The sequence below is a fragment of the Stenotrophomonas sp. YJH_SMC_10 genome, assembly GCF_059371555.1.
This window is the reverse complement of record NZ_JCAFUS010000003.1, coordinates 55125-78111: the sequence shown is the minus strand read 5'-3', so window position 1 is coordinate 78111 and position 22987 is coordinate 55125. Positions and strand designations below refer to the sequence as shown.

Below are 22987 nucleotides of genomic sequence, written 5' to 3'. Positions count from 1 at the left end.
CGACGAGTTGCACGCAATGAACAAGCGCACACAGGCCTATGGCCTTCTGGGATGGGGGGCGATCACCTTCGCCGCCGCCGCACTGGGCGCGTGGGCCTCGACGTCCGCCGCCAGCTTCTATGCCACGCTCGTCCTGCCGGCATGGGGGCCGCCTGCCGGTCTGTTTGGCCCGGTATGGACCCTGCTGTACGCCATGATGGCGCTTGCGGCGTGGCTGGTCTGGCGGGAGCGCGGCTGGCGCGGCGCGCGGCCTGCGCTGTGGCTCTACCTGGCGCAGCTGGCCATCAATGCACTGTGGAGCTGGCTGTTCTTCGGCTGGAAGCTGGGCGCCCTGGCCTTCGTCGACATCCTGGTGCTGGTGGCGCTGGTGTGCGCGACCATGCTCGCGTTCGTGCGCGTCCGCCCAATGGCAGCCGTACTGCTGCTGCCCTACCTGGCCTGGATTTCGTTCGCCTCTGCGCTCAACTTCGCAGTCTGGCGTGCCAACCCCGGGCTGCTGTGACAGCGCGTCGCATCGCTTACGCCTGGGCCACGACCTGGGGGCGCCAGTTCCTCAGCAGCGCCGGCTTGAACGCCTGCTGCCCGCAGCCGGTGGGGCAACGCACCACGCGCGCCGACGAATGGCTGACCAGGCCTTGTCCTTCTTCGGCCTTGAACACCGTCTCGCAGGACAGGCAGCGGGCCACCAGCGAATACAGGTGCAGCAACCGGCCACTGGCGGGGTCCTGCAGTGCATCCACATCCAGCAGTTCGAACTGGCAGCTGTCAGCCAGCATGCGGTACGGCGTAGAAGGCAGGGTCTGCAGGTTCACGGGCGTGGTATCCGACGGAAGTCGAGCCACCCTAGGGCAGCCGCTGTCGAGCTGGCGTGCAGCGCAGATGCACTGGCCGCGAAGCCGGCAAAGGCGCCTGCCGCACGTGCATCGCTGCTTGTATGAAGAATTCAGTTTCAGAGGGAGGACGCGCCCCATGCACAGGGAGGTAGGCGGATACGCTCTTTTGCTTCACCATCCATGGTTACCGGATACACCGCTGGGTCTTTCCTGCCCTTCACGAATCATGAGTCCCGCCCTTGATGCCTTCTGCTGAGCCCACGCACGACGCCGCCCTGTCGCGTTGCGCGCGCGAACCGATCCATACCCCCGGCGCGATCCAGCCGTACGGTGTGCTTCTGGTGGTGGAACCGCACTCGCTGCAGGTGCGTGAGCGCGCCATCAGCCACCCCGGCCTGCTGCAGCAGTTCGGCGAGCCGTTGATGCACCACGTCGCCGAGGTGCTGGGTGGCGTGCTGGCGCCGTTCCAGGCGGTGTTGCAGCAGGCCACGGTTGGCAGCAGCGCGCACGTGGGCGCGGTGCATCTGGATGGACATGGCCGCCACCAGCTGCTTGTGCACCGGTCTGCGACCGACCTTCTGGTTGAACTGGAAGCACCGGTTCCAGGCCAGCCCGGTTCGCTGGAAGAGCTGTACCCGGCGATCCGCGAGCTGATGTCCGGCATCGAAGCCGCCGCGACGGTGGAAGACCTGTGCAGGCTGGCCGCCGCGCATGTGCGACGCCTCACCGGCTTCGACCGCACTCTGGTCTACCAGTTCGATGCAGGCTGGAATGGCACGGTGGTGGCCGAGGACGGCAACGGCCTGCTGCCCTCCTATCTGGACCTGCGCTTTCCCGAATCGGACATCCCCGCCCAGGCGCGTGAGCTGTACCGCCGCAACCGGGTGCGCCTGATCGCAGACAGCGATTACACCCCTGCGCCGCTGCTGCGCGCGGAAGCGCATCGCGACGCGCCTCCCACCGACCTGAGCCTGGCCGTGCTGCGCAGCGTCTCGCCGGTGCACCTGCAGTACATGCGCAACATGGGCACCGGGGCATCAATGTCGGTGTCGCTGGTGCACGAAGGGCGGCTGTGGGGCCTGGTGTCCTGCCACACGGTGCAGCCGCGCCGCCTGCCGTACCACGTGCGTACGGCCTGTGAGTTCATGGGCCAGATCCTGTCGCTGCAGATCGCGCTGAAGGAGCGCGCGCGCGCGATCGAGGAACGCGTGGCCCGTCGCTCGGTGCTGGTCAAGCTGCTGGCACGGATGGCCGGGGACGAAGAGTTCATGGCTGCGCTGCGCCACGATGAGGCCAGCCTGCTGTCCCTGACCGGCGCGGCCGGCGCGGCCATCGTGCACAAGGGGGACTGCATGCGCGTGGGGCAGTGCCCGCCCACCAGCGAGGTGCTGGCCCTGGCTGACTGGCTGGCCAACCAGCACGCCGGGCAGGACATGTACTGCACCGATCATCTCGCCGCCGACTGGCCGCCTGCCGCGCGCCTGACCGACGTGGCCAGTGGCCTGCTGGCGGTGTCGATCTCGCAGCTCCATCACAGCTACCTGATGTGGTTCCGGCCGGAGGTCGTGCGCACCGTGCGCTGGGGAGGCGACCCGCGCAAGACCGAGGCACCCGGCGTGGCCCTGTCGCCGCGCAACTCGTTCGAGGCGTGGAAGGAGACCGTGCAGCAGCGCAGCCTGCCGTGGAGTGACGCCGACTGCGATGCCGCGCACGAAATGCGCACCGCCATTGTCGACATCGTGCTGCGCAAGGCCGAGGAAATGGCGGAGCTGAACGAACAGCTGGTGCGCAGCAACAAGGAACTGGAAGCGTTCTCCTATTCGGTCAGCCACGACCTGCGCGCTCCCTTCCGCCACATCGTCGGCTACTCGGAGCTGCTGGGCAGCTCTGCGGGCGAGCGTCTCAACGACACCGAACGGCGCTTCCTCGACACCATCGTGGAATCGGCGAAATCGGCCGGCACGTTGGTGGATGACCTGCTGAGCTTCTCGCAGATGGGCCGCTCGACGGTGGGCCGGGTGCGGCTGGACATGGCTGCGCTGGCCGAGGACGTGCGCAGGTCCTTCGCCTTGGACTATGCCGGCCGCGACGTGCAGTGGACGCTGGCGCCGCTGCCGGAAGTCGAGGCCGATCCGACCATGCTGCGCCTGGTCTGGCAGAACCTGCTGGGCAACGCGATCAAGTTCACCCGCGAGCGCGAGCAGGCGGTCATCGAGATCGGCCACGAGCGCAACGACGACGAAGACCATTTCTTCGTGCGCGACAATGGCTGCGGCTTCGACATGCGCTACGTGGACAAGCTGTTCGGCGTATTCCAGCGCCTGCATCACGTCGAGGAATTCGAAGGCACCGGCATTGGCCTGGCCAATGTGCGCCGCATCATCGGTCGCCACGGCGGCCGCACCTGGGCCGAGGGCGAGCCCGGCAAGGGCGCCACGATCCATTTCACCCTACCCCGTTCCACAGGAGATCACCCATGAGGGACCTGCGGCCGATCCTCCTGGTCGAGGACAGCCCCAAAGACGCCGAGCTGACGATGGCCGCGTTGTCACGCTGCCAGCTGCTGAACGACGTCATCCACGTGCGCGATGGCGCCGAGGCGCTGGACTACCTGCGCTGCGAAGGCAAGTTCGCCGGCGCCATGCACGGCGGCCCGGTCGTGGTGCTGCTTGACCTGAAGCTGCCCAAGGTGAACGGCCTGGAGGTGCTCGAGCAGGTCCGTGCCGACGCGCAGCTGAGCAGCACTCCGATCGTGATGCTGACCTCCTCGCGCGAGGAGCAGGACCTGGTGCGGAGCTACGAACTGGGCGTCAATGCATTCGTGGTCAAGCCGGTCGATTTCAAGGAATTCTTCGATGCCATCCAGGGGCTGGGCATGTTCTGGGGCATCACCAACCAGCCGCCGCCGCACCGGCCCAACGGTTCGGGGCAGCACCATGCGTGATGGATCGCGCCGCAGCGAGCGCCTGCGCATCCTCATGCTGGAGGACAGCGCGCTTGACGCGGAGCTGATCAGCGCACAGCTGCAGCGTGCAGGCCTCGACTTCGAGGCCGAGCGGCTGTGGACCCGCAATGCGTTCATCGAGGCGATCGACAATCGCCCCTTCGACATCATCCTGGCCGACCACGTGCTGCCCGGATTCGATGGCGATGCCGCCCTTGCGCTGGCGCGCGAGCGCATCCCGCACACGCCTTTCATCTTCGTCTCCGGCACCCTGACCGAAGAGCTGGCCGTGCAGGCCTTGACCCGCGGCGCACGCGACTATGTGGTGAAGCAGCGCCTGCAGCGCTTGCCGGATGCCATCCGTCGCGCGCGGCAGGAGGCCCACGAGCGCAACCAGCTGGTGCAGGCGCAGGCTGCGCTGAATGAAAGCCAGGCGCAGCTGCAGCAGGTGACCGACGCCGTTCCGGCGCTGATCGCCCGGCTCGACAAGGACCACCGCTACCGCTTCGCGAACAAGGCGTTCCTGGATTGGCATGGCGTGAGCCAGGCCGAACTGCTGGGCCGCCTTGCCCGCGATGTCAGCGGCATCAGCGCCTTCGAACATGCCCTCCCCAGCCTGGAACGCGTGCTGCAGGGCGAGCGCACCAGCTTCCAGGTCGAGCTCGTGCATCGCAGCGGCGAGTCACGATTCGTGCAGATGGACTGCGTGCCGGAGCATGCCGCCGACGGCAGCGTGGTCGGCTACATCTGCATGGGCAGCGACGTATCGGTGTTGAAGCAGGCCGAACTGGCCCTGCGTGAGGACAACCAGGCGCTGGAGCAGCAGGTGCAGGCGCGCACCGCCGAACTCCGGGCCAGCAAGCGGCGGCTGCAGGCGATCTTCGAATCCAGCTTCCAGCATCAGGTGCTGCTGGATCTGTCCGGGCGCGTGGTCGATGCCAATGACGCCTCATTGGCCGCCGTGCTGGCGGACAAGAGGGACATTGTCGGCCAGCGCTTCGGCGAATCCCTGTGGTTCGCCAACACCGACGGCGTCGGCGCGGTGGTTGACCAGGCCGTCGCCGCGGCGGCACAGGGTCGCAGCTCGCTGCATTCCCTCGAGCTGGAGCTGCCCACCGGCCGGCGCAGCTTTGATGTCTCGCTGCGCCCGCTGCTGGACGCCGACGGCGTGGCCACCGCCGTGGTATCGGAGGCGGTGGAAACCACTGCGCGGCGGCAGGCCGAGCATGCGCTTCGCCAGTCGCAGAAGATCGAGGCGGTCGGCCAGCTCACCGGCGGCATCGCGCATGATTTCAACAACATCCTGACGGTGATCTCCGGCAACATCGAGCACGCCATGCTGCTCAGCGAACGGGCCGGCGAGCCCGGCGCGATGGCCAGCCGCGCCCTGGACAATGCCCTGAAGGGGGTTGGCCGTGCCGCCAGCCTCACCCAGCGCCTGCTCGCCTTTGCCCGGCGCCAGCCGCTGCGCAGCCAGGCAGCCAACCTCAACGAGTGCCTGCTGGACATGCAGGACATGCTGCAGCGGGCACTGGGCGAACTGGTGCAACTGGACATCCGCACCGCCGAGGACATCTGGTGCGTGGAGATCGACATCAGCCAGCTGGAAGCCTCGGTGCTGAACCTGGCGGTCAATGCGCGCGACGCGATGCCGCACGGCGGCCGCCTGGTGATCGAAGTCGACAACAGCCACCTCGACCACGACTACGCCGCATTGTTCCCGGATGCGTCCCCCGGCGAGTACGTGATGCTGCGGGTGCGCGACAACGGCCACGGCATGGACGCGGCCACCCTGGCGCGCGTGTTCGAGCCGTTCTTCACCACCAAGCAGGTCGGCCGCGGCACCGGGCTCGGCCTGTCGATGGTGCACGGCTTCGTCAAGCAGTCCGGCGGCCACGTGCTGATCGATTCGGTGGAAGGCGGCGGTACCAGCATCACCATGATGTTCCCGCGCTCGCCGTTGGCGCTGCCTAGCGAGGCTCGCGTCCCGCAGACGGGCCTGGCCGGCTACTCGCCACGCGAGGAAACCGTGCTGGTGGCCGAGGACAACGACGATGTCCGTGCGCATACGGTCGATGCGCTGCGCCTGCTGGGGTACCGCGTGCTGGAAGCGCACGACGGCCCCTCGGCGTTGCGGCTGCTGGAACGGCCGGACACCAAGGTCGACCTGCTGTTCTCAGACGTAGTGATGCCAGGCATGTCCGGCTGGGAGCTGGTGCGTGAAGTGCGTGAGCGATGGCCGGCAATCGCGGTCCTGTTCACGTCAGGCTATCCACGCGACCACGATGCGGTTGGCGCGCAGGGGCGTGCAGCCGCCCTGCTGCCGAAGCCGTTTACCCGCAGTGACCTGGCGCTGGCAGTGCGGACCGCGCTGGAGGCTGCGCCGCGCTGAGGTCAGGCGGACGGATCGCGCACGCCCGCCGCGATCCGGTTGATATCCGCGCACTCGATGGTGGCCGGCGGGTTTTCTCTTCCGGCCAGGGCGATCATGGCCATGCCCAGCGCCAGGTTGCTGGTCATCAACGAGGGCGCGAGCGCACCGGCCAGTTTCATCAACGGTGCGCCGCCCCAGTACAGGGGTTTCAGCACGGCATGCCGGGTACCGGTCCCCGGCACCGGCCTGACCCCACCCGGACGCAGCATCACCGCGCGCAGCGGCAGCGCCTGCAACGCCACCTCGGTCTCGCCCTTGACCCGCAGCGGCATCAGCCGGCTCTGCGGGTCCGCGCCTGCGCCGGAGACATACAGGAAGCACCCCTGCGGATTCACCGCAGCCCAAGCGCCGGCCACTGCCAGTGTGGTGTCCAGGGTCACGCGCCGGTACTCGGCCTCGGCAGTGCCGACCGGTGGCGCACCGGCACAGTAGAAGCATGCGTCGTACCCGGCCAGTTCATCACGCTGCGCGTCGATGTGCAGGAAATCCGGGACGACCCGTTCGCTGCCGGGCCCGCGCAGACTGCCCGGGCGCCGCACCAGCGCGGTCAGGCCGGCAACCTGCGGCGAGCGCTGGCAGGCCAGGGCAACGCCCTGCCCCACCAGGCCTGCAGCGCCGGTCAGGAGAATCCGCAATGTCCGTGCCTGAGCCATGGCCAGGGCCGCGCTAGAGTTTCACGAACCGCTGGATCTTGCGCGCCAGCCACCCGCTGAACACCAGCGGTGCATCCAGCGCCGACACGCAGATGCACGGCACCCCCGGCGCGGTCACCGGCTGATGCTCCACGTCTTCATCCAGGTCCGCCACGTCGCCGGGGGCGAACAGTCCCAGCGCGTCGTTGTAGGAGCCACGCAGGATCTGGGTCAGCTCGCTGCGCCCGTGGCTGTGCATCGGCAGGCATTTGCCCGGGGCGATCTTCAGCATGATCAGCGAAGGCATCTGCTCGGCGCGGATGCAATGCACGCCCGGCGCCATCCAGCGCCAGCGCAGCCCACTGAGCGACGCACCGAAATAGGGGTGCAGCGAGGCAGGCAGGTGGTCCGGATCGGCCTCGGGCCGCTCGCTCGGCGCCGGGCGAGCTGCTGCCGCCAGCGTGATCGGCGTTTCCGTGGCCAGCCGCATCAGCATGGCCTCGCGCAGCTGTTCGCGGCGCGGCTCAGGCGCCGGCGGCTGGGTCTGCTCGAGCAGCACCGAGCCAATCGCCTCGGCCTCGCGCAGGCGCTGGCGGCAGTGCGGGCACTGCTCCAGATGCGCACCCGCGACCACGCTCAGTGGCGCGGGCAGCGCGCCTGCGGCATAGCTCATCAACGTCGATTCGTGCAGGTGGTGGTGCGGGTTCACAGCGCACCTCCCACCTTGGCCTGCAGCTGCAGGAACGCGCGCCGCAGATGCGACTTGACCGTGCCTAAGGGCATGCCGATCGCCTCGGCGATCTCGCTGTGGCTCTTGGCCTCGAAATAGGACATGCGCACCAGGCGCGCCTGCACGGCGGGCAGTTCGTTGATGCGCTGGCGCAGCCGGGCCTGGTCGGCAAACTGTTCGGCGCTGCTGCGTTCGATCACGTCCAGGGTTGCTGCGTCCTCCACGGCTGCCTGCACCTGCATCCAGCTGCGCTCGCGGCGGATGCGGTCAATGTGCAGGTTACGGGCGATGCGATACAGCCATGTGCTCAGCGCGCCCTGCGCCGGATCGAAATCGGCCGCCCGCAGCCACAGGCGCAACAGGCTTTCCTGCGCCAGCTCCTCGGCTACCGCGTCGGGCACGCCCAGGCCACGCAGGTACACGCACAGCCGCGGCATGAAGTAATCATAGATGCGCATGAAACAGTCGCGGTCGCGAAGACGCGCCACGCCGTCCATGTCACCGGCCCAGTTCGTCGGCTCGCTGCTCGGCTGCTGTGAACTGGACACGATGCGTGCGGTATCGAAGTTGAGGGGGTGGCTGGCGGCGTCAGGGTACATCGGCGTTCGCGGCGGGCGGGTGAAGGTCTGTCCTCTGTACGCGCGGGGGCCGTGATTGGATGCAGCCGCTGCAGGCGCATCCAACCGCCCATCCCCGCCGTATGACCTCAGCCCTCCTTTTCCGGATGAACGCGATGCGTACCGCCTGGCTGCTGCTGTGCCTGCCCCATGTCGCGCTGGCTGCGCCCTGGCTGCGAAGCGAGGGGGTAGCAACGTCGGCGCGCGGCGACCTGCTCTACCGCGAGGTGCACTGGCGACGCGATGCGGCCGAGGGGGCCGAGCGCTGGGTGCTGTACCAGTGCGCGGACGGGCGGCCCTTCGCCCGCAAGCACCTGCCGGCCAGCGCGAACCCACAGGCGCGCGGTTACACCCTGGAGGACCGGCGCAGCGGCCAGAAGGCCGAAGTCGAGGCCGCCAGCGGCAGGGTCTCGATCGCGTGGAAGGAGGATGCCGGCAGCCCGCCGGTGCAGCGCGAGCTCGACCTGCCGACGGGCGCGGTCATCGACGCAGGGTTCGACGCGGCGGTGCGCCTGCATTGGCAGGCGCTCATGCGTGGCGAGCGTGTGACCCTGCCCTTCCTGGTCCCAGCCCGGCAGCGCTACTTCCCGGTACAGGTAAGGCGCACCGGCCCGCAGCGCTGGCAGGGGATCGATGCGCAGTCGATCGAGGTCAGCCTGGACACCTGGTACGGCGGCATCGCGCCACGCCTTGCGCTGGTGTACGCCAGCGCCGACCAGCGCCTGCTGGAGTTCCGTGGCACCAGCAACCTGCGCGATCAACGCGGCGCCTACCCACAGGTAACGGTGCGCTTCATCGCTGCAGCGGCGGGTCGCCCCGCCAGCGACTGGCAGCAGGCCTGGGCACAGCCGCTGACAGATCGCTGCGCCGTTACCGCCAGGTGAAATCGAAATTTCCTGCCGTGCTCCGCATCCAGTGCGCCTTCTGCCGCGTAGAGGAAGACACGAAACCCGCCGAGATCCGCCATGGCCTCTGTAGCGCCCCTTCCCCGTCGACGCTGGCGCCTGCTGCGCACCCTGCAGCGCTGGATCGATACCGGCAACGCCGCGGAGGTCACGGATGAACGCCCCGGGCGGATCGACTGGGTGCGCGCGGTACCGTTCGCACTGATGCACCTGGCGTGCATCGCGGTGATCTGGGTGGGTATTTCCTGGACCGCGGTGATCGTCGCAGCCGCTCTCTACGCGGTGCGCATGTTCGCCATCACCGCGTTCTATCACCGCTACTTCTCGCACCGCACGTTCCAGGCATCGCGGCCGGTGCAGTTCGTGTTCGCGGTGATCGGTGCTTCCAGCGTGCAGCGCGGCCCGCTGTGGTGGGCCGCCCATCATCGCCATCACCATCGGCACGCCGATCAGCCGCTTGATCCGCATTCGCCGCGCGAGGGCGGCTTCTGGCGCAGCCACATGGGCTGGTTCCTGACGCGCGAGGCTTTTGCCACCGACCTGTCGCGGGTACCCGACCTGGCGCGCTACCCGGAGCTGCGCTGGCTGGACCGCTTCGACACCGCCGTGCCGGTCGTACTGGCTGCAGCGCTGTACGCGCTGGGCGCGCGACTGGAACGTTGGGCCCCGGGCCTGCACACCTCCGGCCCGCAGTTGTTGGTGTGGGGCTTCTTCATTTCCACCGTGGTGCTCTTCCACGCCACCGTCACCATCAACTCGCTGGCGCACCGCTTCGGCCGCCGCCGTTTCGACACCCGCGACGACAGCCGCAACAACCTCTGGCTGGCGCTGCTGACCTTCGGCGAGGGCTGGCACAACAACCATCACTTCTTCCCAGGCACGGTACGCCAGGGCTTCCGCTGGTGGGAAATCGACCTGACCTGGTACGGCCTGCGTGCGATGGCGGCGCTGGGCCTGGTCAAAGGACTCAAGCCGATCCCCGACTGGGTGCTGGCCAAGGCGAGGTACTGACATGCGCATCGCCGTCATCGGTTCGGGCATCGCCGGCCTGGCCAGCGCCTGGTGGCTGGATGGCCAGCACGACGTCACCCTGTTCGAGGCCAGCGACTACCTGGGCGGGCACACCCACACCCACGACGTGCAGGTGGATGGCACTCCCATGGCGGTGGACACCGGCTTCATCGTCTTCAATCCGCAGCACTATCCGTTGTTGACGGCGCTGTTTGAAGATCTGGGCGTGGCCTCGCAGCCGACCACGATGAGCTTCTCCATGCACAGCGAGCGCAGCGGCGTGGAATACAACGCGACGTCGCTGGATGGCCTGTTCTGCCAGCGCCGCAATCTGGTCTCGCCGCGCTTCTGGGGCATGCTGGCCGATCTGCGCCGGTTCTATCGGGACGCGCCCTTGCTGCTGGCCGAACCCGAAGGCCCGACGCTCGGCGAGTACCTGCACCGCCAGCGTTATGGCGAGGCCTTCGTCGAAGAGCACCTGCTGCCGATGGCCTCGGCACTGTGGTCCTCGCCTGCGGCCACCGTGCGGGACTTCCCGGCCCGCTACCTGGCCCAGTTCATGGCCAACCACCAGATGCTGCAGATGACCGGGCGACCGAGCTGGCGCGTGGTCAAGGGCGGCTCGGCACGCTATGTGGATGCGCTGCGCCGCCGCTGGCGGGTGCATGAGCGACTGCAGTGCCCGGTCACGGCGGTCGAACGCATGCCCTGGGGCGCGCGCGTGCACAGCGCGGCCGGCGTGGAAGCGTTCGACGAGGTGATCCTGGCCTGCCACAGCGACCAGGCGCTGGCCCTGCTGGCCGATGCTGACGCCGGCGAGCGCGAGGTGCTGGGCGCGATCCGCTACCAATCCAACGAAGCCGTGCTGCATACCGATGCATCGCTGCTGCCGCGCAACCGCAAGGCATGGGCGGCTTGGAACGCGCACGTGCCGGAGGACCCCACCTCACCCTGCACGGTCAGCTACTGCATGAACCTGCTGCAGGGCCTGCCCGGCAACACACCGCTGGTGGTGACGCTCAACCGTACCGAGGCAATCGATCCGGCCAGGGTGCTGCGCACCCTTCACTACGCGCACCCGGTCCACGACCACGCCGCAGTCCGCGCGCAACAGCGCTGGGCGGAGGTGCAGGGTCGCCGCCATACCTGGTTCGCAGGCGCCTACTGGGGCTGGGGCTTCCACGAGGACGGCATCCGCAGCGCCCGCCGGGTGGTGGACGCGCTGCGGGCCTGCGCACCGCATCGGCAGGCGTCGGCCGCGGACGAGGTCGCCGCATGAGCGCCAGCGCCCTCTACTTCGGGCAGGTGATGCACCGCCGGCATCACCCGCACCCGCATGCGTTCCGTTACCCGATCGCGCAGCTGCTGCTCGATCTGGATGAACTCGATACGGTGTTCGCCGGGCGCTGGTTGTGGTCGGTCAACCGCCGCAACCTGGCCGAGTTCCGGCGCAGCGACTACTTCGGCGATCCCGCACAGCCGCTGGCCGATGCGGTGCGCGACCATGCCGCGGTGACCCTGGGCTACCGGCCCGCCGGCCCGGTACGCCTGCTCACCCATCTGCGCTTTGCCGGCCACGCGTTCAACCCGGTCAGCTTCTACTACTGCTACCAGGCCGATGGCAGCACGCTGGAGTGCATCGTTGCCGAAATCACCAACACGCCCTGGAAGGAGCGGCACGCCTATGTGCTGCCGGCGGCCACCGCCACAGACGAAGGCAGCTCCCTGCGCTGGCGGTTCGACAAGCGCTTCCACGTGTCACCGTTCATGCCCATGGACTGCCACTACGACTGGCGGTTCAACCGTCCCGATGCGGACCTGCGCGTGCACATGCAGGTCTGGCGCGACGGCGTGCGCCAGTTCGACGCCACCCAGACCATGCAGCGGCACGCCATCGACGGTCGCGGGCTGGCCCGTGTCCTGGCCTGCTATCCACTGATGACCACCCAGGTGGTGGCCGCCATCCACTGGCACGCACTGCGCCTGTGGCTGAAGCGCAATCCCGTGCACGACCACCCCACCCTTGCCGAGAAACCGCGATGAATTCGATCACTCCTTCGGTCGCGCTGCCGCGCCCCGGCGCGTTGGATGCATTCCTGCGACGCCGCCTGCTGGCCCAGCTTGCGCCGCTGCGCGACGGCCGCCTGTGCGTGCGCGACGCGCTCGGCGAAGTCTGGCTGGGCGATGCGCGCGGCGAACTGCAGGTCACGGTCACCATCGATGACCCGGCGTTCTACCGCAAGGTCGCCGCGCAGGGCAGCGTCGGCGCAGGTGAAAGCTACATCCAGGGTGAGTGGCACTGCGACGATCTGGTGGCATTGATCCGCCTGCTGGTGCGCAACCGCGATCTGCTCGACGGCATGGAACACGGGCCGGCGCGCGTGGGAGGCTGGCTGCTGCGCGGCTGGAACCGCCTGCGCCGCAACAGCCGGGAAGGCAGCCGCCGCAACATCGCCGCGCACTACGACCTCGGCAACGATTTCTTCGCGCTGTTCCTGTCGCCGGACCTGATGTATTCCTCAGCCCTGTTCGACGATGAAGACGAACCGCTGGAGGTGGCGTCGCGGCGCAAGCTGGACCGCATCTGCCAACAGCTGGCGCTGAAGCCCGGCGACCGCGTGGTCGAGATCGGCACCGGCTGGGGAGGCTTTGCCGTGCATGCGGCGCAGCACTACGGCTGCCATGTCACCACCACCACGATTTCTGCCGAACAGCATGCACTGGCCGCCGAGCGCGTGCGCGCCGCCGGCCTGCAGGACCGCGTCACGCTGTTGATGCAGGACTACCGCGACCTGCAGGGCCAGTACGACAAGCTGGTCTCCATCGAGATGATCGAAGCCATCGGCGCGGAGTACCTGCACACCTACATGGCCACGCTGCAGCGGCTGCTGAAGCCGGACGGCGTGGCCCTGCTGCAGGCCATCACCATCGAGGACCATCGCTACGAGCAGGCCCGGCGCAGCGTCGACTACATCAAGCGCTATGTGTTCCCCGGCAGCTTCATTCCGTCGATCAATGCGATCCTGGCGGCCAAGACCCGTGCCAGCGACCTGCAGCTGATCGCCCAGCAGGACTTCGGGCACTCCTACGCACTGACGCTGCGGGCCTGGAGGCAGCGCTTCCTGGCGCAGCTGCCGAGCGTGCAGGCGCAGGGCTTCGACGCCCGCTTCTGCCGGATGTGGGAGTTCTACCTGGCTTACTGCGAAGGCGGGTTCCTCGAGCGTTCGATCGGCGTCTCGCACCTGCTGCTCGCTCGCCCTTCGCATCGGCCAGCCCTCTCAGCGGGCCGGGCCGGCTGACATGCGCCGGTTCTGGGCCAATCTGATTGGCAACCAGCTGGTCTGGCTGTGTGCCGTGGCGGGAGCAGGACGCGGCTGGCAGTGGCCGGCGCTGCTGGCGGCGTCGCTCTACATCGGCAGCCAGCTGCTGACCTCGCCGCATCCGCGGCTGGACCTGCGGCTGATGGTGCTCGCGCTGGCCTGCGCCTGGCTGGTGGATGCCAGCGCCGCCGCCAGCGGCACCGTGCGCTATGCCGCCGCGCCGCTCGGCTGGGCGCCGCCACCATGGATCCTGGCGCTGTGGGCTGCCTTTGCCATGACGCTGACCACCTCGATGCGCTTCCTGCAGCGCCACCCGGTCCTGCCGGCCGTGTTCGGCCTGCTGCTGGCGCCGCTGGCCTATCTGTCCGCGGCGCGCGGGTTCGATGCGGTGCAGTTCACGGCGCCGGCATGGCAGGGCCTGCTGGTGCTGGGCGCAGGCTGGAGCATTGCGCTGTCGCTGCTGTGCCAGTGCGCCCGTCGCGGTTCACGCACCCCCTCACCCCCGCTGGCCGGAGCACCGTCATGAGTCATCTGTTGTGGGTCCTGCTGTACTCCGTGCTGATGATGAGCTGGGGCTGGGCCTGGCAGCGCCGCCGGCAGAACATCGGCGTGGTCGACGTGCTCTGGGCCAAGGGCGTGGCGGTGTCGGCCGTGCTGCTGGCGCTGCTCGGCGAAGGCGCGCTGGTGCCGCGGGTTGCGCTGGGCGTGCTCGGTGGCCTGTGGGGCAGCCGGCTGGCCCTGCACCTGTGGCACCGGGTGCGCAGCGAACCGGAAGACGGCCGCTACCGCTACCTGCGCGAACACTGGCAGGGCCATCAGGGCAAGATCTTCGGCTTCTTCATGGCGCAGGCGCTGCTGGTGCTGCTGTTCGCCCTGCCCTTCGTCGCCGTGGCATCCAACCCGCAGGCCGGCGTGACCGGGTGGATCGTGGGCACAGGCCTGGTGTGGCTGCTGAGCGTCGGCGGCGAGGCCCTGGCCGACCGCCAGCTTGCCCGCTTCCGCGCGGACTCGGCAAACAAGGGCCGCACCTGCCGTGAAGGACTGTGGCGCTATTCGCGGCACCCCAACTACTTCTTTGAGTGGCTGCACTGGTTCAGCTACGTCCTGCTCGCCGTCGGCTCACCGCTGTGGTGGCTGGCGTGGACCGGCCCGCTGCTGATGTACGTGTTCCTGCGCTACCTCAGCGGTGTTCCGTTCACTGAAAAGCAGGCCCTTCGCAGCCGTGGCGACGACTATCGCGCCTACCAGCGCAGCACCCCGATGTTCTTTCCCTGGTTTCCCCATTCTTCCAAGGAGCATTCCGCATGAACGCGATCCCGTCACTGAACCCGGCCGACGACGCGGAAACCGGGCTGATCGCCTGGGCCGAACGCGGACTGGTTCCCGATGCGGCGCTGCGTGCCGGCATCCGTCGCCTGTGCGCGCAGCGCCTGCAAGAGGAATTGGCGGGCGGCATCGAGGCCCAGTCCGCGCGCTTCAGCCATCGCATCGCCGAGCTGGCCGACAGCCCGCTGGCGCTGCATACCGAGGCAGCCAACCGCCAGCACTACGAAGTTCCGGCGGCGTTCTTCCAGGCCTGCCTGGGCAGGCGCCTGAAGTACAGCAGCTGCTACTACCCCACCGGGCGCGAGACGCTGGACCAGGCCGAGGAGGCCATGCTTGCGCTGTACGGCCAGCGCGCCGAGCTGGCCGATGGCCAGCAGATCCTCGAACTGGGCTGTGGCTGGGGTTCGCTGACCCTGTGGATGGCCGAGCGCTATCCCAACGCAGCAATCACCGCCGTGTCCAACTCGCACAGCCAGCGCCAGCACATCATGGCGCAGTGCCAGGCCAGGGGACTGCACAACGTCGAGGTGATCACCCGCGACGTCAACCAGCTTGAACTGCCCGCCGCACGCTTCGACCGCTGCGTCTCGGTGGAAATGTTCGAACATGTGCGCAACTACGAGCGCCTGCTGGCGCGCATCGGCCAGTGGCTGAAGCCCGACGGCGCCCTGTTCGTGCACATCTTCGCCCACCGCACGCTGATGTACCCGTTCGAGACCGAGGGCGGCGACAACTGGATGGGCCGCCATTTCTTCACCGGCGGCCTGATGCCGGCGGCCGACACGCTGCTGCATTTCCAGCGCGACCTGCGGCTTGACCAGCGCTGGTTGCTGGACGGCACCCACTACCAGCGCACGGCCGACCATTGGCTGGCCAACCAGGATGCATCCCGCGAGGCGGTGATGCCGGTGCTGGTCGCGACCTACGGCCAGGCCGCAGCGAAGATCTGGTGGCAGCGCTGGCGCATGTTCTGGATGGCCTGTGCCGAGCTGTTCGGCTACGACGACGGCCAGCAATGGCTGGTTGCCCATTACCTGTTCCGTCCCCGCTGAGGTGTGACATGCACATCCGTTCGCTGCTTCCCCTGTTGGCATTGAGCCTGTTCGGTTCCGGCTGCAGTTCCAGCGAGACCCGACCCCTGCCCCGCCCGCCCTCGGTGGAGGTGCCGCGCTTCATGGGCGACTGGTACGTCATTGCCCACATTCCATCATGGCCCGAGCGCGAGGCCTTCGACGCCGTGGAAAGCTATGCGCTGAAACCGGATGGACGCATCCAGACCACGTTCACCTATCGCAAGGGCAGTTTCGATGCCCCGCAGAAGTCGATGCACCCCATCGGACGGGTCGAGAAGGAGGGCAACGGCGCGATCTGGGGCATGCAGTTCATCTGGCCGATCCAGGCCGAGTATGTGATCGCCTGGCTGGACGATGACTATGGCCAGACCATCGTCGCGCGCAGCAAGCGTGACTATGTCTGGTTCATGGCACGGACACCACAGGTGTCAGAGCGCGACTACCAGCAGGCAGTGCAGCGTATTGCGGCCATGGGTTACGACACCGGGAAGCTGCGGCGCGTGCCGCAGTCGGTGCGCTAGGCCGCGTTTCACGCGTGTTGCGCCGCCCTGACGATAGGTAGCGCTCATGAATGAACAAGGATCGATGGATCAGAGCCATCGATCTTTAGGAATAGTCGTAAAAACGCAACGAATTCGATGTTCGACGCGACAGCGGCGCCAGAATGGCGGCCACGCCTACGGGCGCCGACCACCTCCCGCGCATGAATGGATTTCCTGCACCGCGTCGGCTCAGGCTGGCGCTTCTGGACGACCATGAAGTCGTCCGCCGCGGTACCGCCCTGCACCTCTCCGGTGACCTGCGATTCGACATCGTCGCCAGCCATGGCTGCAGCAGCGACCTGATCCACAGCCTGCGCTGCACGCCGGTGGACGTGGCGGTCATCGACCTCACGCTGGCCCGCGGCGATCTGTGCAGCATCGAGCTGGTATCGCTGCTGTGCCGGGACTTCCCGCGCACGTCGCTGCTGGGGTTCGCTACGCTCTCGCCCACCACCAACCTCAACAGCCTGATCGATGCCGGGCTCCACGGATTCGTCAGCAAGGCCGAACCGCTCGCCGCCCTGTCGGATGCCATTGTACGCGTGTCGCAGGGGTTGCTGCGGGTGCCGCCGGACGTCCGGCTGGCCGGCGATCGCGGCGAGCTCAGCCGCAACGAGCGCGAGGTACTGGGCCTGCTGTTGCAGGGCCTGACCGTGTCCGAGATCGCGCTGCGCCGGCACCGCAGCATCAAGACCGTCAGTACCCAGAAGGTCGCCGTACTGCGCAAGCTGGGATTGCGCAGCGATGTGGAAATCTATGCGCTGCGCGAACGGATGGAATCGCCGTGACCCGCCAGGCACCGTTGCGCCGGCGCCTGCTGTCCATCGGCCTGCTGGCGCTGCTGCTTCTGCCCGCAGCGTCGGCCGAAGACATCCGCTCGCCGCGCTGGCTGCCGGGCAGCAGCGTGCGGGTGGCCACCGCTCCCTCGCTGCGTCCGGTGCCGTCGACGCTGATCGATGCGACAGCGCCGCCCACGCTCGCCCATGGCTACGCCAACCTCGTCGCCCGGCACGCCCAGCTCCGCTTCCTGGAGCATCCCTATCCGACGACCGCCGCCTCGATCCTCGCCGTGTGCCACCACGACGCCGACCTGGTCATGGTGTTTGACGGCGCGCGACACCTGTCGCTGGCCTGCCCCGGCCTCGCCGCCTCCGGCCGTTTCCGCGGCGGCGCCACGTTGGTGGCCGGGCGCGCTGGCGAGTGGCTGCCGCGGCAGATGGGCGAGCTCGACGGGCAGGTCATCGCGGTCGTTGAAGGCGGGCCTTACGCCGGTTGGCTGAGCGCGCATCATCCGCAGATCCGGCTGAAGCAGATGCCTGACCGGCACGCAGCGCTGGCGGCCGTCGAATCCGGGCTGGCGGACATGGCGATCGGCATCGAGTCGACACTGCGCCCGCTGGTCCGTCGCCACTTCAACGGACGCCTGCGCCTGCAGCCATTCGACAGCGGATTTTCCACCGACCTGTACCTGCTCGTCCGCCAGGAAGACCAGCAGCTTCTCCAGCGCATCGACCAGGCATTGCGGCAGATCACGCTGGAGGAGCATGCCGGACTGCTCCATCTCTGGGCCGGACAGACGCTGCCGGCGGCGGCCGGGAGCGCCCTGGACTGGATGTGGTCAGCGCCCCCGCGCGGCTGGCTGTTGCTGGCGCCCGTGCTGATCGCCCTGCCGTTGCTGTGGCGCATGTTCCGGCAACGGCAGGCAAGCGGCGACCGGCGCAGCGCGCAGGCCATCGGGGTCATCAGCCACGAGATGCGCAATTCGGCGCAGGCGGTGCTGACCTCGATCGAGCTGCTGGGACAATCGCCCCTGCGCAAAGGCGAGCGCGATCTGCTTGCGGCTGCCAGCCATGCCAGCCAATCACTGCGCGGCCTGCTGAACCGCGCACTCGATTTTTCGCGCCTGGCCAGCGGAGCGTTCAAGCCACATGCGCATCCCTGTGATATCGCCCAGGTCTGCCGGCAGGCGCTGGAGGCGATCCGGCCGCAGGCGCAGCGCAAGGGCCTGACGCTGCATCTGGATGCGCCGTCCACCGCGACGACCCTCATCCTGCTGGATGCCGATGCCGTGCGCCAGATCGCCAGCAACCTGCTGGCCAACGCGGTCAAATTCAGTGACGTCGGCGGCATCGAGCTGCGCCTGCAGCTCACGCCCGCCGCGCGGCCGCGGGAACTGCTGCTGGAGGTGATCGACAGCGGCATCGGCATCGAGCCAGCCCAGGTCGCCACGCTGTTCCAGCCATTCCAGCAGGGCAGCGGCGGCCACCAGCGCGGCGGAACGGGCCTGGGGCTCTCCATCGCGCGCGAGCTGGCCCGTGCGATGGGAGGCGACCTGACCGTGCACAGCGTGCTGGGGCGCGGCAGCCGCTTCATCCTGCGCCTGCCGACCGGTCCGGCGGACAGCGGTGAGGACGTCGAGGACATGCCCGTCGGCGGAACGCCGCTGGCCGGCGTGCGGCTGCTGCTGGTCGAGGACCATGCGCTCAATCGCCACGTGCTTGCCACGCAACTGCAGCGCTGGGGCGCAGAGGTATGTGCACTGGAGGATGCGGCCAGTGCCCTGGCCGAACAGATGCGCCAGCCCCGCGCTGCCGCACTGATCGATATCGGCCTGCGTGGCGTCGATGGCCATGCGCTGGCGCGCGAACTGCGCCGCCAGGGTGGGCAGCCGCTGCGCCTGATCGCGCTGTCGGCGCGCACCGGCCGCCGTCACCGCGCACGCTGCCGCCGCTCGGGCTTCGACGCAGTGCTGACCAAGCCACTGCGCGCTGCCCAACTGCTGGCTGCGCTCGGTATTGCGGCGCCGGAGGGGCTGGATGCAGTGCCACCGGTGGCTGCAATGGATGCGGCCTATGACGCGGATATCCGCGAAGAGCTGAAGAAGATCGCGCAGGCCATCGGCCGCGCCGACGCACCCTGCTTGGGCCACCACGCACATCGCCTGCAGGGCACGCTGCAGATGCTGGGGCGACACGCGCAGGCGCCCCTCGCTGCGCAGCTGGTCGATCTGGCACATGACGCAGCGCCGGACTGGGCCGGCGCACGTCGTCTGCTGGACCTATTGCAGGCCGGACAGGGTTCCCGCGGCGCGGGAACCCAGCAGGCGCCGTGATCAGGCCGCCAGGCGCTCGACCTGGCGACGGGTCAGGTCATTGAAGCGACCCAGCGACATCAGGTGCTGGTGGATCAGCGCCAGCCAGCCGCTGCGGTGCCACTCGACCACGGTCGCTTCCGGCAGCGCAACGAACTTCTCGACGTCCACGACCAGGAAACCATTGAGGTTGAACTCGCGGCCATCCGGGGTCCGCACGGTGGCGTTGCGCTCGACCAGCAGGCCGTTGTCGGTCAGGGCCTTGGAGAAGGCCAGGGTCTGTTCGTGTTCGCGGGTGTACTGGCCGCAGAACTCCAGCGCCTGCTGCACCATCTCGGTGGCCTTGCCGTCAACGAACAGCGGCTGGCCTTCTTCGCCGCCTTTGACCACGCGCGGGCTTTCCTCGTCGATGCCCAGCAGGAAGTCATTGTCCGCGCCGGTGTCGATGAAGATGAAGGGGTGGCGGCGCAGATAGGCCGGGATATAGGCCTCGTCTTCCCACAGCCCGTCCTTGATGAACAGGTTCTGGTCGGACACGCCCACCGCAGCCATCGGGACCGCGCCCGGGCCGGCGAACAGGATCGGGAAGTGGTGCAGCGCCAGCGAGAACTCGCCCAGCACCAGCGGAATGGCGTTGTTGCCGGCGGCGAACTCGAGCTTGCCCGGCAGGATGCGCAGATCGGCGTGCACATCGGCCTGCAGCGGCACCGGACGGGTATAGAACAGGGGAGCGCCGCTCGGCGCCGCTTCGGTGGTGGTGTCGCTGGTGGTGGTCATCTTGGGAACCGTTCGATCATGCGCGCCTGCCATCCCGGGCACGCCAGCGGGAACAACCTGAATCCCGCATTATCAACAAGCACGATGACAACGGCCACCCCGCCGGCAAACTATTTCAGCTGCAACGGATAGCGCTGCCAGAGTACGTGGACCAGGAATCCGGCCAGCTCGGTGTCGCGCGCGCTCACTGCGGCGCGGATCTTGTCCAGCAGCACCATGTCGCTGCAGGAGCGGACGTCGGCGTGGTTGGCCTGCCCTGCCCTGCGCGCACGGTAGCGCGCGGCCCGTTGCGCGTCGCTCATCGCGTACCCGAACTTGGGCGGACGACCGCGCTTGCGCGGCAGGGTCAGCTCCAGGGTTCCGGGGTCTTTGTCATCACGCATGGGCAGGGTGCGGGCGGCGGCGAGCAACGGGGGGTGCGCAATTTATCGTGAGGCATCACTTTAATCCAGCGTTTTCTGCACTTTTGTTGCGATGCAGTGCAAAAATCGCGCCGCCAGCACTGCCTCCACGTATGGCATGGATCTACTGCAGAGCTCGCGACCCGGTCACCCGGCAGCTCCACGCCATGCGTGGATGCGGAAACCCGCCAGCACATGGTAGATCAACGCCATGCGTGGATACGGAAATCCGGACGCACAGAAAAAAGGGAGCCCGCGAACGGGCTCCCCTCACTTTGCTCATGCCGCGCGTACCGGCTCGTAGCCATGCAGGTGCGCCTCGCTGCTCGCGCGTCCCTGGCTGAGCGAGCGCAGCGAAGTCGTATATCCGACCAGCTGCGCCAGCGGTGCGAAGCCGCTGACCTCGGCGCGACCGTCCTGGTCCTCGATGCGGGCGATGCGGCCATGGCGACGGTTGAGGTCGCCGACCACGTCACCCACCGACGCCGACGGCGAATGCACCGTCACCGCCATCACCGGCTCCAGCAGCTGCGTGCCCCCCTCGGCCAGCGCCGCCTTGATCGCCTCGGCGCCCGCACGATGGAACGCCATCTCCGACGAGTCCTTTGCATGGGTCTGGCCATCCACAAGCGTGACCTCGATACCCACCACCGGATGCCCGTGCGGGCCTTCCGACAGCGCAGCCCGCACGCCCTTCTCCACCGCTGCGATGAAGCTGCGCGGCACCACGCCACCGACGATGCGGTCATTGAACACCACCTGGTCGTCCTCGCGCGGCGATACGTCCAGCACCACGTGCGCGAACTGGCCCTGGCCACCGGTCTGCTTGACCAGCCGCCCGACGACACCGGTCATCGGGCGCATCGGCGTCTCCTGGTAGGCCACGCGTGGCGCACCTACGCCCACATCGACCTTCCACTCGCTGCGCAGGCGCTCGACCATCACTTCCAGGTGCAGCTCGCCCATGCCCCAGACCAGGGTTTCGCCCGTTTCCCGGTCCGTTTCCACACGGAACGAGGGGTCTTCCTGGGCCAGGCTGGCCAGGCCCTGCGCCATCCGGATCAGGTCTGCCGCACGCGCCGGCTCCAGGCGCCAGGCCAGCACCGGCGCCTGGGCCTGGATGTTCTCCAGGCGCAGCGGGCGTGCACGACTGCTCAGCGTTTCACCGCTGACCGCATCCTTCCAGCCCAGCACCGCGACGATGTCCCCGGCCACGGCCTGGTCGATGTCGTGGGTCTGGTCGGCCTGCACCCGCACCAGCCGGCTGACCCGCCGACCCTGCGGATGCTGCGAACTGGCCACCGCGTCGCCCACCTTCAAGCTGCCCGAGTACAGCCGCACGAAGCTCAGCGCGCCGTGCTGCTGGTGGGTGATCTTGAACAGCAGGCCGGCCAGCGGACCGTCCGGGTCCGGCGGCAGTACCACCTCGCCGTCATCGCTTTCGGCGCTGACGGCAGGGCGATCCAGCGGCGACGGCAGGTAATCGACCACAGCGTCCAGCAGCGTCTCGATACCCTTGTCCTTGAACGCGGCACCGGCCAGCACGGGCACGCCCGCACCGGCGAGCGTCGCCCGGCGGATCGCCGCGCGCAGCACCCCGGCATCGATCACGCGACCTTCCAGCCAGGCATCGGCCAGCTGTTCATCGTGATCGGCCACGGCTTCGACCAGCGCATCGCGCTGCGGCTGCCACTGCGCACGCGCCGCGTCGTCCCACGTGGTGATGGACGCAGCCGCACCGTCCTGCCACTGCAGCACACGCTCGTCGACCAGGTCGACCCAACCGTTGAAGCCGCTTTCGCTGCCCAGCGGAACGCCGAGCGCCCAGGGTCGTGCCTGCAGCTTGTCCTGCAGCTGCTCCAGCACGCGCTCGAACGAAGCGCCGACGCGGTCCATCTTGTTGACGAAAGCGATCAGCGGCACGCGATGGCGACGCGCCTGGCGCCACACGGTTTCGGACTGCGGCTGCACGCCGTCCACGGCCGAGAACACGGCCACGGCACCGTCGAGCACCCGCAGCGAACGCTCGACCTCGATGGCGAAGTCGATGTGGCCGGGGGTGTCGATCAGGGTCAGCCGATGCGGCGGCAGGTCGCGCGGCGCCCACTGCGCCTGCACGGCGGCCGCGCCAATGGTGATGCCACGTTCGCGCTCGATCGCCGAGAAGTCGGTGGTCGCGTTGCCGTCGTGTACTTCGCCGACGCGGTGGATCTCGCCGCTTTTCCACAGCAGGCGTTCGGTCAGCGTGGTCTTGCCTGCGTCGATGTGGGCAATGATGCCAAGGTTGCGACGGCGGGAAAGGACTTGGGTGTTCATGAGAGAGGTTCCTGCAAAGCCAACTTCGGGGGCCG

22 protein-coding genes are annotated in these 22987 nt (G+C 68.3%); 15 read left to right on the top strand and 7 right to left on the bottom strand.

All coding sequences use genetic code 11. The annotated features are described in order from the left end of the window. The first annotated feature begins 16 nt into the window (after nt 1-16). On the top strand, nt 17-502 hold the full coding sequence (locus AC5P9C_RS06000) for a TspO/MBR family protein (protein WP_057495035.1): 486 nt from the start codon (nt 17-19) through the stop codon (nt 500-502). Between the two features lie 16 nt (nt 503-518). Here the strand turns inward: AC5P9C_RS06000 and AC5P9C_RS05995 are convergent, their stop codons facing one another. After that, entirely contained in the window at nt 519-812 is a 294-nt protein-coding gene (locus AC5P9C_RS05995; protein WP_014647137.1) for a hypothetical protein, read from the bottom strand. 263 nt (nt 813-1075) lie between these two features. Between AC5P9C_RS05995 and AC5P9C_RS05990 the strand changes: the two genes are divergently transcribed. The 3 genes from AC5P9C_RS05990 to AC5P9C_RS05980 are packed head-to-tail and all read left to right on the top strand — an operon-like array spanning nt 1076 to nt 6169. Further along, nucleotides 1076-3313 carry an ATP-binding protein gene (locus AC5P9C_RS05990; RefSeq protein ID WP_262231815.1) on the top strand — a complete coding sequence of 746 codons (2238 nt, stop codon included), beginning with the start codon at nt 1076-1078 and terminating at the stop codon, nt 3311-3313. Continuing rightward, nucleotides 3310-3777, top strand: coding sequence for a response regulator (locus tag AC5P9C_RS05985; RefSeq protein WP_343543020.1), 468 nt, complete (start codon nt 3310-3312; stop codon nt 3775-3777). The genes AC5P9C_RS05990 and AC5P9C_RS05985 overlap by 4 nt, the downstream gene beginning before the upstream one ends. Next, the gene (locus AC5P9C_RS05980; RefSeq protein ID WP_414614968.1) at nt 3770-6169 is read left to right on the top strand and encodes a response regulator; all 2400 of its coding nucleotides are present in this window, start codon (nt 3770-3772) and stop codon (nt 6167-6169) included. Before AC5P9C_RS05985 ends, AC5P9C_RS05980 begins: the two co-directional genes overlap by 8 nt. Nucleotides 6170-6171: 2 nt before the next feature. Here AC5P9C_RS05980 and AC5P9C_RS05975 read toward each other — a convergent pair whose 3' ends face one another. Genes AC5P9C_RS05975 through AC5P9C_RS05965 form a run of 3 tightly spaced genes read right to left on the bottom strand, consistent with a single transcriptional unit; the run spans nt 6172 to nt 8172 of the window. After that, on the bottom strand, nt 6172-6864 hold the full coding sequence (locus AC5P9C_RS05975) for a Rossmann-fold NAD(P)-binding domain-containing protein (RefSeq protein WP_414614967.1): 693 nt from the start codon (nt 6862-6864) through the stop codon (nt 6172-6174). 13 nt (nt 6865-6877) lie between these two features. Further along, on the bottom strand, nt 6878-7552 hold the full coding sequence (locus AC5P9C_RS05970) for a ChrR family anti-sigma-E factor (protein ID WP_150826597.1): 675 nt from the start codon (nt 7550-7552) through the stop codon (nt 6878-6880). After that, nucleotides 7549-8172, bottom strand: coding sequence for a sigma-70 family RNA polymerase sigma factor (locus AC5P9C_RS05965; RefSeq protein WP_049467672.1), 624 nt, complete (start codon nt 8170-8172; stop codon nt 7549-7551). The genes AC5P9C_RS05970 and AC5P9C_RS05965 overlap by 4 nt, the downstream gene beginning before the upstream one ends. Nucleotides 8173-8306: 134 nt before the next feature. On the opposite strand from AC5P9C_RS05965, the gene AC5P9C_RS05960 reads away from it, so the two are divergent. The 11 genes from AC5P9C_RS05960 (at nt 8307) to AC5P9C_RS05910 (ending at nt 19479) form a co-directional block, all read left to right on the top strand. Continuing rightward, nucleotides 8307-9074 carry a hypothetical protein gene (locus AC5P9C_RS05960; protein WP_057495044.1) on the top strand — a complete coding sequence of 256 codons (768 nt, stop codon included), beginning with the start codon at nt 8307-8309 and terminating at the stop codon, nt 9072-9074. A gap of 81 nt (nt 9075-9155) precedes the next feature. After that, nucleotides 9156-10106, top strand: a complete 951-nt coding sequence (locus tag AC5P9C_RS05955) for an acyl-CoA desaturase (protein WP_343542710.1) — start codon at nt 9156-9158, stop codon at nt 10104-10106. Between the two features lies 1 nt (nt 10107). Next, nucleotides 10108-11385: an NAD(P)/FAD-dependent oxidoreductase gene (locus AC5P9C_RS05950; RefSeq protein ID WP_343542708.1), complete on the top strand. Its 1278-nt coding sequence runs from the start codon at nt 10108-10110 to the stop codon at nt 11383-11385. Then, a complete protein-coding gene (locus AC5P9C_RS05945) occupies nt 11382-12149 on the top strand; it encodes a DUF1365 domain-containing protein (RefSeq protein WP_343542706.1) in 768 nt (255 codons plus the stop codon). Before AC5P9C_RS05950 ends, AC5P9C_RS05945 begins: the two co-directional genes overlap by 4 nt. Next, nucleotides 12146-13405: a class I SAM-dependent methyltransferase gene (locus AC5P9C_RS05940; protein WP_343542705.1), complete on the top strand. Its 1260-nt coding sequence runs from the start codon at nt 12146-12148 to the stop codon at nt 13403-13405. Before AC5P9C_RS05945 ends, AC5P9C_RS05940 begins: the two co-directional genes overlap by 4 nt. Nucleotide 13406: 1 nt before the next feature. Then, nucleotides 13407-13952, top strand: a complete 546-nt coding sequence (locus AC5P9C_RS05935; protein WP_343542703.1) for a DUF2878 domain-containing protein — start codon at nt 13407-13409, stop codon at nt 13950-13952. Beyond that, a complete protein-coding gene (locus AC5P9C_RS05930; protein WP_343542702.1) occupies nt 13949-14734 on the top strand; it encodes a DUF1295 domain-containing protein in 786 nt (261 codons plus the stop codon). Before AC5P9C_RS05935 ends, AC5P9C_RS05930 begins: the two co-directional genes overlap by 4 nt. Continuing rightward, nucleotides 14731-15804, top strand: coding sequence for an SAM-dependent methyltransferase (locus tag AC5P9C_RS05925; protein ID WP_343542701.1), 1074 nt, complete (start codon nt 14731-14733; stop codon nt 15802-15804). The genes AC5P9C_RS05930 and AC5P9C_RS05925 overlap by 4 nt, the downstream gene beginning before the upstream one ends. 8 nt (nt 15805-15812) lie before the next feature. Continuing rightward, nucleotides 15813-16346: a lipocalin family protein gene (locus tag AC5P9C_RS05920; protein ID WP_049467685.1), complete on the top strand. Its 534-nt coding sequence runs from the start codon at nt 15813-15815 to the stop codon at nt 16344-16346. Between the two features lie 182 nt (nt 16347-16528). Further along, nucleotides 16529-17155, top strand: coding sequence for a LuxR C-terminal-related transcriptional regulator (locus AC5P9C_RS05915; protein WP_182068531.1), 627 nt, complete (start codon nt 16529-16531; stop codon nt 17153-17155). Then, the gene (locus AC5P9C_RS05910; protein ID WP_343543331.1) at nt 17152-19479 is read left to right on the top strand and encodes an ATP-binding protein; all 2328 of its coding nucleotides are present in this window, start codon (nt 17152-17154) and stop codon (nt 19477-19479) included. Before AC5P9C_RS05915 ends, AC5P9C_RS05910 begins: the two co-directional genes overlap by 4 nt. Here the strand turns inward: AC5P9C_RS05910 and AC5P9C_RS05905 are convergent, their stop codons facing one another. From AC5P9C_RS05905 to fusA, 3 genes are all read right to left on the bottom strand, one after another. Then, nucleotides 19480-20235 carry a SapC family protein gene (locus AC5P9C_RS05905; protein ID WP_049467690.1) on the bottom strand — a complete coding sequence of 252 codons (756 nt, stop codon included), beginning with the start codon at nt 20233-20235 and terminating at the stop codon, nt 19480-19482. Nucleotides 20236-20345: 110 nt separating this feature from the next. Next, the gene (locus tag AC5P9C_RS05900; protein ID WP_005409616.1) at nt 20346-20618 is read right to left on the bottom strand and encodes a hypothetical protein; all 273 of its coding nucleotides are present in this window, start codon (nt 20616-20618) and stop codon (nt 20346-20348) included. Between the two features lie 297 nt (nt 20619-20915). Beyond that, nucleotides 20916-22952 (bottom strand): elongation factor G, encoded by a 2037-nt coding sequence (fusA, locus tag AC5P9C_RS05895; RefSeq protein WP_197639169.1) that lies wholly within the window; start codon nt 22950-22952, stop codon nt 20916-20918. Nucleotides 22953-22987: the final 35 nt, after the last annotated feature.